This window comes from Cupriavidus sp. SK-4, assembly GCF_000611125.1.
In the GTDB taxonomy this organism is placed as follows: domain Bacteria; phylum Pseudomonadota; class Gammaproteobacteria; order Burkholderiales; family Burkholderiaceae; genus Cupriavidus; species Cupriavidus necator.
Window position 1 is genome coordinate 15,264 of sequence record NZ_JFJW01000087.1, and the last position, 12,001, is coordinate 27,264.

At 68.5% G+C, this 12,001-nt stretch carries 6 protein-coding genes; all 6 read right to left on the bottom strand.

Features of this window, described 5'->3' with window-relative positions; genetic code table 11:
• Window positions 1–173: 173 nt before the first annotated feature.
• Entirely contained in the window at window positions 174–1,289 is a 1,116-nt protein-coding gene (locus CF68_RS18590) for a YbdK family carboxylate-amine ligase (protein ID WP_035821488.1), read from the bottom strand.
• Entirely contained in the window at window positions 1,289–2,515 is a 1,227-nt protein-coding gene (locus tag CF68_RS18595; protein WP_035821490.1) for a cation:proton antiporter, read from the bottom strand. The genes CF68_RS18590 and CF68_RS18595 overlap by 1 nt, the downstream gene beginning before the upstream one ends.
• A 166-nt stretch (window positions 2,516–2,681) precedes the next feature.
• Window positions 2,682–4,646: a tetratricopeptide repeat protein gene (locus CF68_RS18600; RefSeq protein WP_035821492.1), complete on the bottom strand. Its 1,965-nt coding sequence runs from the start codon at window positions 4,644–4,646 to the stop codon at window positions 2,682–2,684.
• 162 nt (window positions 4,647–4,808) lie between these two features.
• On the bottom strand, window positions 4,809–5,960 hold the full coding sequence (locus CF68_RS18605; protein WP_035821495.1) for a branched-chain amino acid ABC transporter substrate-binding protein: 1,152 nt from the start codon (window positions 5,958–5,960) through the stop codon (window positions 4,809–4,811).
• A gap of 155 nt (window positions 5,961–6,115) precedes the next feature.
• Entirely contained in the window at window positions 6,116–10,081 is a 3,966-nt protein-coding gene (putA, locus tag CF68_RS18610) for a trifunctional transcriptional regulator/proline dehydrogenase/L-glutamate gamma-semialdehyde dehydrogenase (RefSeq protein ID WP_035821498.1), read from the bottom strand.
• 194 nt (window positions 10,082–10,275) lie between these two features.
• On the bottom strand, window positions 10,276–12,001 hold a 1,726-nt coding region (locus CF68_RS18615), incomplete at its 5' end, for a primosomal protein N' (RefSeq protein ID WP_035821500.1).

A 12,001-nucleotide genomic window follows, 5' to 3' on the forward strand; every position in this document is an offset into this window, starting at 1 on the left:
CGGTGGGGGGCGGCGTGGCGCACCGGCAGTCGCGCCGCGAGGCGAACGCGGCCAACCAGCAGGCGGCAGCCAATACCAGCCAGGCAATGGGCTCGTATTACCAGGCCTGGGGCGCCTGCATGCAGGGGCGCGGCTACAGCGTCAAATAAGCCAGAGGGCAGCCCGGCGCAGGCTCAGGAAGCCCACCGGTCACACGCCTTGCGCACCGTTTCACGCTGGCTGCGCGCATCGGCATCGACCTGGCGCAGCCACTCGGCATCGCCATCGCGGCGTTCTGCCAGCGCGCGGATATTGGCCAGCGCTTCCAGCGAGCCGAGTGCCTCGGCGTGCGGCACCAGCGCGTCGCAGATCGACAGGATGTGGTCGGCGATCGGCATGCGCGTCAGTTCGTTGGGATGCACGTACTCCCCCTCCAGCCCGAAACGGCAGGCCTGGAAGCGGTTGAAGGTGTACACCAGGTAATCATCTTCCTGCGGCATGAAGGGGCGCGACAGCAGCAGGTAGCGCGCCAGCATCTGGATATAGGCGGCGATATCGCAGGCGCGCTGCACCGTCAGCGGCGTGTCCATCACGCGGACCTCGATGGTGCCGAACTCCGGCTTGGGCCGGATATCCCAGTAGAAGTCCTTCATGCTCTCGATCACGCCGGTATTGCGCATCTTCTCGAAATACGCGGTGAAGGCGTCCCACGTCAGCAGGAACGGCGCCCGCCCGCTCATCGGGAAGGCCGCGACCGAATTCAGCCGCGCCGAGGCAAAGCCGGTATCCACGCCCTGCACATAGGGCGAGGATGCCGCCAGCGCCACAAAGTGCGGCACGTAGCGGCCGATGGCGTGCAGCAGGAACAGCGATTCGTCGGCGCTGGGGCAGCCGATATGCACATGCTGGCCGAACACGGTGAACTGCTTGGCCAAGTAGCCATACAGCTCGGAGATGTACTGGTAGCGCGGCGAATCCGAGATGGTGCGGTCGGCCCACTGCTGGAACGGGTGGGTGCCGCCGCCGGCAATGCCCAGGTTCAGCGAGCGCGAGGCCGCCACCATCAGGTCGCGCATCACGGTCAGTTCTTCCAGCGCCTGCTGGTAGCTGTGGCAGATCCCGGTGCTGATCTCGATCATCGACGGGCTGATCTCAGGCTTGATGTCGCCGGCATGCTCGGCGCCCTTGAGCGCGCGCAGCAGGTCGGGCGCGAACGGGGCCAGGTCATAGTCATGACGGTTGACCAGCTGCAGCTCCAGCTCCACGCCGAAGGTCAGTGCCTCTGAGTGCTTGAACGGTTCGAGCGACATCAGCGCCCTCCTCCATTGGACCGGATGTCGACGCGGACTTCGCCTGCGTAGCGCAGCGCCCAGGCCGCGATCACCGGACCGAAAAGTTGTTCGATAGCCAGCGCGCACAGGATGATGGCCGCCAGCGGCTGGCCGGTACCGGGGTAGAGGCGCGCCACGTCATGCATCAGCAGGTAGGCCAGGCCCGACATCGGCGCCAGCGCCAGCCCCAGCGCCATGCACTGGCGCAGGCTCAGGCCCGAGAACGAACCCAGCGACACCACTCCCGCCAGCTTGGCCACATGGCGCAGCACCACCAGCGCGATGGCGTAGACGCCGCCCACGGCCCAGTCCTGTGCCGTCAGCGGCAGGCCCAGCGACACCACCATGACGATGATCAGCAGGCTGCCCGCGCTGCCGAAATGCGGCGGCCACACATGCGGCTGGTTGTCCTGGTGCTTGAATACGACACCGGCCAGCATCAGCGTCAGCGGCATGGACAATTTTAGTACCCGGGTCAGCGCCAGCGTGAACAGCACCAGGCCCACCAGCACCAGGAAGCTGTAGTGGTCGTCGGCCGACATGCGGTCATAGATGGCATGGCCGAGCTTGCCCACCACCCACGCCAGCAGGCACGAGCCCACCAGCAGGTACAGCGGATGCAGCAGCGCAGCGCCCAGGTTGCCGTATTCCGAATGCAGCCAGCCGGTGGCAACCTGCACGATGGCGGCGGCGTAGATGCTGTTGAGCGCAGCCATCGCCATCAGGCGCTCGGTGACCTGGCCGTCGGCGCGCAACTCATTCTTGAGCTGCAGCACGATGGTGGGCGAGGTGCTGACCGCGATGCCGCCGGCCAGGATCGCCACGCCGGGCGAGGCGCCGATCCATTGCAGCACCGCCGCCACCAGGCCCCAGGTCAGCAGGCTTTCAAAGGCACTGGTCAGCAGCAGCCAGCGGTTGGCGCGCAGCCAGGTCAGCGAGAGGCGATGCCCGAGTTCGAACAAGGCCAGCGCCAGCGCCATATCGATCAGGATACGGGTCTGGTTGATCATGTTCTCGTCGACGATGCCGCGCCCCAGCATGCCGGCGCAAAGCCCCGCCGCGGCATACCCGACGATGCGCGGGCAGCGCAGCCAGCGCCGGCTCAGCTCACCGGCCAGGCCGGCGCCGACCAGCGCCAGCCCGACCCAGAACAGGCCGCCGGGCGCGAGCGGGAGGCTTGGAAAAAGTTGGCTCAGTCCATTCATGGCGACATGGTAATGTAAGCACTTCACAATCCATGTCAGTGATTGTCCGACACCGCACAAAACACGCGCACAACTTCTGTCATCTGCGTGTAAAAAACGCCATCTCCAGATGGCGTTTTTTACATCCCTTACATGTTCAGACCGTTCGGCGGCCCGGAGCGACGTTTCAGACGCCCCAGACTTTCCACATCGGCCGGGTTGCCTTCAGCGCGGCCTCCACCTGTGCGTACAAAGTGCCCGTCGAGCCCTGCGCTGCGCCGCGGGCACGGGCCTTCTCGAAATACCCCAGCGCGGTTTCACGCTGGTCCAGGCCAAGTGCCGACTGCACTGCGCGCAGGTACACGTCGGCATCCCAGTCGTCACGCACGGCGAAGGCGGCGACGAAGTCGGCCAGCGCGGCATCGTGGCGCCGCGCTGCGTTGTGGACCAGCCCGCGCTGCACGCGCGGGCCGGCCTGGTCCAGCGGATCGCCCTCGGTCAGCGCCACGGCCTGCTCGAACAGCGGCAGCGCGCGCTCGGCTTCGCCCACGTCGCGCCAGACCTGGCCGAAGCGGTTGTACAGCCAGGCATCCTCCACCAGCAGCGCGCGGCGCTGCTGGGCCTCGATCTCGGCCAGGGCATCGGTGCGGTCGTGCTCGTCCATGCCGGCCACCTGCGCCTGCAGCAGCACGGCAAAGTGCGCGCGCGCATGCGCCATCGGGTGCGCGGCCTCGCTGCGGGCTTCCACCGGCAGCGCGTCCAGGCGTGCATCCATATGCATCATCGCGGCGCGCGCGGCCTCGGTCGGCTCGGCGCCGCCCATGGCCTTCCAGGCCGCGATCATGCGGCTGAAGGCCCAGGTCACGTCGGCAGGGTTGCGCTCCAGCGGGTAGCGGTTGAGCACCTCGCCGGCCAGCTCGGCCACCTTCTGGTGCTGGCCAGCGTCTGCGTGGCAGTCGAGCAGGTCGATCCAGTGGTCGATGAACTCGCTGGCGGCCATGCCCTGCTGGTGCAGCGCGATGCGCTCGTTCACGTGCGCGGCGTCGGCCGGCAGGCTGCGCGACAGCAGCCTGCACAGCAGCGAATAGACATGCGGGTCGGCATTGCCGCCGTGCCCCGCGGCGTCGCCCTGGCCGGTGGCGAAATACTGGTCGAAGCGCGCCACGCCGGAACGGCCGGCCTGCACCAGTACCGGCCGCAGCGCGGCCTCGGCCGCCGGCACCTCGTCGATGAACTCTCCCAGTGCCATGGCGGCGCGGTAGTAGCCGGCACCGTCGTCGGACTGGTCGGTCAGCGTGAAGCGCAGCCATGGCTCGCGATCGGCCGGCTGGGTGCTGTCGGCGCGCTGCGCCAGCTGGTGGCGCCAGGCCAGTTCGCGTACCTGGCTCTGCGGGTCGGGCACTTGGCGCAGGTAGGCCGCCAGGTCGTCCAGTGCCCCCTGGACGTCGCCCACGCCGTGGCGCAGCGGTGCACGCAGGCGGCGCGCCTCGGGGTGGTCAGGGTGCTCGGCCAGCACACGGGCGGCCTGGTCGGCGGCCACGGTGTCACCGGCTGCGGGATCGAACTCGAGCAGATGCGGGTTGTCCAGGGCCACGCGGCCCAGGCAGACGCGCATCAGCGGCTCCACCGGCACACCGGCGGCCTCGGCCCGGGCGATGTAGTCCGTCACCAGCGGTGTGATGTCGTCGGCGCCCAGGTCGGGATTGCGGACCATCAGGTCATGCCAGTAGCGTGCCGCGGCGGCCATGTCGCCCATGCGCAGGGCGGCCAGGCCGGCGTGGAAATGCGCGGCCCATTCGCCCGTCAGCAGGCCGCTGCGTTGCGCGGCCTCATGCAGCCACGGGCGCGCCTCGGCATCGCGGCCCAGGCTCATCAGCATGGCGCCGTAGCGGTGCGCGATCACCCCGCGCGAGGCCCAGCGGTGCGGCGGCTGCAGCGGCAGCGTGTCAAGCCGCGCCAGCGCCTCGTCCAGCACCGCCAGCGCGGCGTTGGCGTCACCGTTGTCAAAGTGCAGCCGCGCCCGCAGCGTGACGAAATCAACCACCTCGGGGCGGGCCTGCGACAGCTTGTCGGCAATCTGCAGGGCTTCGGCGAAGCGCCCCTGGTTGGCTAGCCCGATGGCGTGGTCGTAGCTGGCTTCCTGCTCGGACACGTACTGCTCCTATGGATTGAAAAAATGTGCGAGTGCGGGATTATGCGCCAATGGGGGAGATACGGATTTGTTTGGGCGCGTGGGCGCTATGGCGCCAAAGCCCCAAAAGGAAAAACGCCACCCAAAGGCAGCGTTCTCCCATAGCCAAAACCAGCCAGCAGCTTACTTCCCGCCAACCGTCTCCAGCACCGTCCACTTGCCGCCAACCACCTTATAGACAGTGATACCACCATCCTTCAGGTCGCCGCGCGCGTCATACGCCAGCGTCTTGGTGGTCACGCCCTGCATATTGGTAGCAGCCAGCACCGGCAGGTAGCGCGCCGGATCGGTCGAGCCGGCCTTGACCATGGCGGACATCATCGCGGTGGCGCCGTCGTAGGCGTACGGCGAGTAGGTCTGCACCTTCGAGCCAAAGCGCTTCTCGTACTTCTTCTCATACGTGGAGCCGCCAGGCATCTGGTCCAGCGGCAGGCCGGCCAGCGACACCACGGTGCCTTCGGCGGCGGGGCCGGCGAGCTTCAGGAAGTTGTCGGTCTTGGACATTTCGCCAGACACCAGCGGGGCCTTCATGCCCAGTTCCTTGACCTGCTTGGCCATCGGCGCGGACTGGGTCTCGGCGCCGCCGTAGAAGATGATGTCCGGGTTGCTGCGCTTGATGTTGGTCAGCACGGCCTTGAAGTCCACCGCCTTGTCGTTGGTGAACTCGCGGCGCACGATCTTGCCGCCGGCGGCCTTGGCGGCCTTCTCGAACTCGTCGGCTAGGCCCTGGCCGTAGGCGGTGCGGTCATCGACGATGGCGATGTTCTTCGCGCCCAGCTTCTTCACCACGAAGGCGCCGATCACCGAGCCCTGCTGGGTGTCGGAGGTCATCATGCGGAAGGTGGTCTTGAAGCCCTGCTTGGTGTATTCCGGCGCGGTCGCCATGGCGATCTGCGGAATGCCGGCGCGGTTGTAGACCATCGACGCCGGGATGGTGGTGCCCGAGTTGAAATGGCCGAGCATGCCCTGGATGCCGTTATCCACCAGCTTCTGCGCCACCACCGAGCCGGTCTTCGGGTCGGCCTGGTCGTCTTCGGAGACCAGCACGAACTTGACTTCCTTGCCGCCGATCTTGGGCTTGGTAGCGTTCATGTCCTCGATCGCGAGGACAATGCCGTTCTGCATGTCCTTGCCGTACTGCGCCTGGCCGCCGGTCATCGGGCCAGCAAAGCCCAGCTTGATTTCCTGCGCCTGCGCGAACGCGGCGGAGGCGGCGGTCAGGCCAGCCACGGTCAGGGCAACGGTCATTGCCGTCTTGTGGAATGTCGAGCTCATCAGATCTCCTTGGGTCCCAAATGGTGCCGATGTGGTGCCGTTGCCGGCAGTTATAGCGGCGCAGCCTGGCAGTGCCGCACCTTGCTTCAATACGCAACGGGGCGGGATCGCCGCCACCGCTGCGTGCTTCGACATGACGACGTCCGAGGGTTGCCTCAGCCGATCGTCATCAAACTGGCATTGCCGCCCGCGGCCGCGGTGTTGACCGAGAGCGAGCGCTCGATCAGCAAACGGTCGAGCGCGATATTCGGTTCACCTTGCGCCAGGCCCTGCACGCCGATGATCGGACCGGTGCGCACAGCCACCTGTTCGCACACCGTGCGCAGCTGGTCGGAGTCGCCGTGGTGCAGCACCGCATCGATAGCGATGTCCGCCGCGGTCCAGTCGGCCACCATGCGGACGCGCGATTGTACGCCCTTAGGCAGGCGCGCAAACAGCCCCCGGCTGACAGGGTTTTCCGGCCATACGGCCTCGGCGCCGACGGTCAGCACGGCGCCCAGCTGCAGGGCCAGGTCGGCCTCCTGCGTGGCCAGGCACAGCACGTGCTCGCGCGGCAGCAGGGTGTAGGTGTTGCGCTCGCCGGTGGGGCCGGGCAGCGTCACGGTCAGGCCGGAGGGCGACGCCTCGGCCAGGCGCTCGCAGGCGGCGGCCACCGCCGGCAGCTCGGCACTGGCCCAGGCCTGGAAGGCCGCTGCGGCCTCGTCGCGCAGCGTGGCCGCCTCGGCGCCGCCGCCTGCGTCCGACGCGCGCACGCTGCGTACCACCGCATCCTGCGGGCAGACCGACAGCAGGCGGTGCAGGTACAGCGAGCCGCCCGCCTTCGGGCCGGTGCCCGACAGGCCTTCGCCGCCAAAGGGCTGCACGCCCACCACGGCGCCGACGATATTGCGGTTGACATACAGGTTGCCCACATGGGCACGGCTGACGATGTACGAGATGGTCTCGTCGATGCGGGTATGGATGCCCAGCGTCAGGCCGTAGCCGGTGGCATTGATCTGGCTGACCATGGTGTCCAGCGCCGCGCGCGGGAAACGCACCACGTGCAGCACCGGGCCGAACACCTCGCGCTTGAGTTCCTCGATGCTGTCCAGTTCGATCAGCGTCGGCGGCACGAAGGTGCCGTTGCGGCAGCTGGCGCCCTGCGCGGCGTTGGGGTCGGCCTGGTGGACGCGGCGGCCTTTGGCGCGCATGGCATCGACATGGCGCACGATATTGCCGCGCGCTTCGTCGTCGATCACCGGGCCGACGTCGGTCGAGAGACGGTCCGGATTGGCCATGTTCAGTTCCTGCATGGCGCCCTTGAGCATTTCCAGCACGCGGTCGGCCACGTCTTCCTGCAGGCACAGCACGCGCAGCGCCGAGCAGCGCTGGCCGGCCGAATCGAAAGCGGAGCTGAGGACATCGCCCACCACCTGTTCAGCCAGCGCCGACGAGTCGACGATCATCGCGTTCTGTCCGCCGGTCTCTGCGATCAGCGGGATCGGGCGGCCGGCGGCATCGAGGCGGCCGGCGACGTTACGCTGCAGGATGCGCGCGACTTCGGTCGAGCCGGTGAACATCACGCCCTTGACACGGGCATCGCCGACCAGCGCGGCGCCCACGGTCTCGCCGCGGCCCGGCAGCAGCTGCACCGCGCCGGCCGGGACGCCGGCTTCGCGCAGCAGGCGCACGGCGGCGGCGGCGATCAGCGGGGTCTGCTCGGCGGGCTTGGCCAGCACCGGGTTGCCGGCGGCCAGCGCCGCGGCCACCTGGCCGGTGAAGATCGCCAGCGGGAAGTTCCACGGGCTGATGCAGACCACCGGGCCCAGCGGGCGGTGGGTCTCGTTGTCGAAGCTGCGGCGCACCTCGGCGGCGTAGTAGCGCAGGAAGTCCACGGCTTCGCGCACTTCGGCGATGGCGTTGGAGAAGGTCTTGCCGGCCTCGCGCATGATGATGCCCATCAGCGACTGCATCTGGGCTTCCATCAGGTCGGCGGCGCGCTCCAGCGCGGCCGCACGCACGTCCGGCGGCGTCGCCTGCCAGATCGGCGCGGCATTGATGGCGGCCTGCAGCGCGGCGTCGACGTCGGCCTGGCCGGCCTCGGTGACATGGCCCACCACATCGCGGTGGTCGGCCGGGTTCAGCACCGGCGTGGTGATGGCGTCGGCTGCGCGCGGCACCTCGGCGCCCAGCAGCGGCTCGGCCACGAAGCGCTCGCTGGTGCCAGCCAGCAGCGCCGACGACAGCGACGCCAGGCGATGCTCGTTCGCGAGATCGATGCCGGCCGAATTGGGACGGCTCTTGCCGTACAGCGTGCGCGGCGACGGGATGCGCGGGTGCGGCAGGCCCAGCCCGCCTTCTTCGCGGTGCATGGCTTCGACCACGGCGACCGGGTCGGCCACCAGTTCGTCCAGCGAGATGGTGTCGTCGGCGATGCGGTTCACGAACGAGGTATTGGCGCCGTTCTCCAGCAGGCGGCGCACCAGGTAGGCCAGCAGCGTTTCATGCGTGCCGACCGGCGCGTAGATGCGGCACGGGCGGTTGAACTTGCCGTCGGCGGTGGCGCCAACCACCTGGTCGTACAGCGGCTCGCCCATGCCGTGCAGGCACTGGAACTCATACTGGCCGGGATAGTAGCTGTGGCCGGCGATCTGGTAGATGGCCGACAGCGTATGCGCATTGTGCGTGGCGAACTGCGGGTAGATCGCGTCCGGCACCGACAGCAGCTTGCGCGCGCAGGCGATATACGACACATCGGTGTAGACCTTGCGCGTGTAGACCGGGTAGCCCTCCAGGCCGTCGACCTGGGCGCGCTTAATCTCGCTGTCCCAGTACGCGCCCTTGACCAGGCGGATCATCAGGCGGTGGCGGCTGCGGCGGGCCAGGTCGATCAGGTAGTCGATCACGAACGGGCAGCGCTTCTGGTAGCCCTGCACCACGAAGCCGATGCCGTTCCAGCCGGCCAGCTCGGGCTCGAAGCACAGGCGTTCCAGCAGGTCCAGCGAGATCTCCAGGCGGTCGGCTTCCTCGGCGTCGATATTGATGCCGATGTCGTACTGGCGTGCCAGCAGCGTCAGCGACTTCAGGCGCTCGTACAACTCGCCCACCACGCGCTCATGCTGCGCGCGGCTGTAGCGCGGGTGCAGCGCCGACAGCTTGATCGAGATGCCCGGGCCTTCATAGATGCCGCGCCCGCGCGAAGCCTGGCCGATGGCATGGATGGCCTGCTCGTACGAGGCCAGGTAGCGCTGCGCGTCGGCCTCGGTCATGGCGGCCTCGCCCAGCATGTCGTAGGAGTAGCGGAAGCCTTCGGCCTCGTACTTGCGCGCGTTGGCCAGCGCCTCGGAAATAGTCTCGCCGGTGACGAACTGCTCGCCCATCAGGCGCATGGCCATGTCCACGCCCTTGCGGATCAGCGGCTCGCCGCCCTTTCCGATGATGCGCGTGAGCGCCTTGGTCAGGCCCGATTCGGTATGGGTGGCGACCAGCTTGCCGGTCAGCAGCAGGCCCCAGGTGGCGGCGTTGACGAACAGCGACGGGCTCTGGCCCAGGTGCGACTGCCAGTTGGCGCCGCTGATCTTGTCGCGGATCAGCGCGTCGCGGGTGGCCTTGTCGGGGATGCGCAGCAGGGCCTCGGCCAGGCACATCAGCGCCACGCCTTCCTGCGACGACAGCGAGAATTCCTGGATCAGGCCCTGCACCAGGCCCTCGCGGCCGGTGCCGACCTTCTGCTCGCGCAGCCGCGTGGCCAGGGTCTTGGCCATCTTGATGGCGGCCTCGCCTTGCTGCTGCGGCAGGCGTGCCTGCTCCAGCAGCACCGGTACGCAATCGGTTTCCGGGCGTCGATAGGCAGAGGTAATGGCAGCACGCAGCACCGATTGCGGCTGGATGCTTTGGGCGAACTCCAGGAATGGCTGCGGCGCATCGCCATGGACCAGCTCGGCTCCGTCGGCGCCATCCGCGTCGGCGCTACCGGCGGCGCCGGTCTCGTGCGGCAGGTGGCCGCGCTCGATCTGCTCGAGATAGGTGAAGATGGCCTGCTTGATCAGCCAGTGCGGCGTGCGGTCGATGGATTGGGCAACTCGCTTGAGGCGGTCGCGCGAGGCGTCGTCGAGCTTGACGCCGAGAGTGGTGGTGGCCATGCGGGCAATTCTCCGAAAGACTGGAGCCGCCGCCGGTGCTACCTCGTCCATGCCGGCAGGCACGGGCGCGCGACCGGCCGCAGCCTGTGAGCTGGCGCGATCTTACTCCCGAAAATCATCAAGGTGCAACCTAGTGTAACCCTATCGAAAACCCTAATTCCAGGGTTGCACCTTTCACCACCACGCCAGTCGGCTCAGATCCGCAACGGATCGATTTCAAGCTGCCAGCGCACCCCTTTTGCCTCCGTCCCCACATCTGCGAAAGTCTGTACCCACTCAGCCACAAAGCGTTGCAGCACGGGCCGCGAGGTGGCCTCAACCAGCATCTGCGCACGCTCCCGGTTGAAGATGCGCACCATCGACATCGGCACCGGGTCGTGCAGTTGCACCTCGGCCGCCAGCTCGCAGGTTTCGGCATGCCGGCGCGCCACTTCCAGGAACTGCAGCGCCCGCTCCAGCTGGCCGTGCTCGGCGGTTACCAGCACCTGGTAGCAGAACGGGGGCAACCCGGCCTGGCGCCGCTCGCGCAACTGGCTGGCCGCGAATCCATCATAGTCGTGGCGCGTCAGCGCCTGCAATGCCGGGGTGTCCGGGTAGCGCGTCTGGATCAGCACCTCGCCCGGCAGGCCGGCCCGCCCTGCCCGCCCGGCCACCTGCATCAGCGAGGCGAACAGGTGCTCGGCGGCGCGGAAGTCGTGACTGAACATGGCCGCGTCCGGATGGACGATGCCGACCAGGGTCACGCGCTGGAAGTCGTGCCCCTTGGCCACCATCTGCGTGCCCACCAGGATGTCGACTTCACCGGCATGGACCTCGTCGAACATGGCCTGCGCGCTGCCCTTGCGGCGCGTGGAATCGGCGTCGATGCGGGCGATGCGCGCCTGCGGGAAGCGCGCCGCCAATGCCTCTTCGATGCGCTGCGTGCCACGCCCCAGCGGCGCGATGTCGACATTGCCGCAGTCGGGGCAGTGGTGCGGCACCGGCGCCTCCAGGCCACAGTGGTGGCAGCGCAGGCGCCGCTCGGGGCGGTGCAGCACCAGGTACGCCGAGCAGCGCGGGCAGCCCGACAGCCAGCCGCAGCTGTCGCAGGCAATCACCGGCGCGTAGCCGCGGCGGTTCAGGAACAGCAGGCTCTGCTCGCCGCGCGCCAGGCGCGCGTCGATGGCTTCCAGCAGCGGCACCGACAAGCCTTCGAACAGCGTGCGCTGGCGCTGGCGCTCGTGGTTCAGGTCGACCAGGCGCACCGTCGGCAGGGTCGCTTCGGCCTGGGCGCGCTCGCGCAGCACCAGTTTGCGATAAGTGCCCTGCCCGGCCCGCCACCAGGTCTCCATCGACGGCGTGGCCGAACCCAGCACCACGGCAATGCCGCGCTGCTTGGCGCGCCACACCGCCAGGTCGCGCGCCGAGTAGCGCAGCCCTTCCTGCTGCTTGTAGGAAGTGTCGTGTTCCTCGTCGACCACGATCAGCGCCAGCGCCGGCAGCGACGCCATCACCGCCATGCGCGTGCCCAGCACGATGCGGGCCTCGCCGCGGTGCGCGGCCAGCCACTGCAGGCTGCGCTCCTGGTCGGCCAGGCCGCTGTGCAGCACCGCCAGCGGCAGGTGCGGGAAGCGCGCGGCGATGCGGGCCTGCAGTTGCGGGGTCAGGTTGATTTCGGGCACCAGCATCAGCACCTGGGCCTGGGGATCGCGTTCGAGCACCGCCTGCATCGCATGCAGGTAGACCTCGGTCTTGCCGCTGCCGGTTACCCCGTGCAGCAGGAACGGCGCAAAGCCCTCGGCCTCGGCAATGGCCTGCACCGCGGCGCGCTGCTCGTCGTGCAGTGGTGGCGCGGCCGATGGCGGCTGTGCAGGGTCGGTCGGCAGCAGGGTGCGCGCGGTGCGGCTGGCGTCGACCCAGCCGGCGGCCTGCCATTCGGCC

Bases quoted from the DNA above. Each gene is read 5' to 3' on its own strand.
- CF68_RS18590 (WP_035821488.1), bottom strand. From the start codon at position 1,289: ATGTCGCTCGAACCGTTCAAGCACTCAGAGGCACTGACCTTCGGCGTG.
- CF68_RS18605 (WP_035821495.1), bottom strand. From the start codon at position 5,960: ATGAGCTCGACATTCCACAAGACGGCAATGACCGTTGCCCTGACCGTG.
- putA (WP_035821498.1), bottom strand. From the start codon at position 10,081: ATGGCCACCACCACTCTCGGCGTCAAGCTCGACGACGCCTCGCGCGAC.
- CF68_RS18595 (WP_035821490.1), bottom strand. From the start codon at position 2,515: ATGAATGGACTGAGCCAACTTTTTCCAAGCCTCCCGCTCGCGCCCGGC.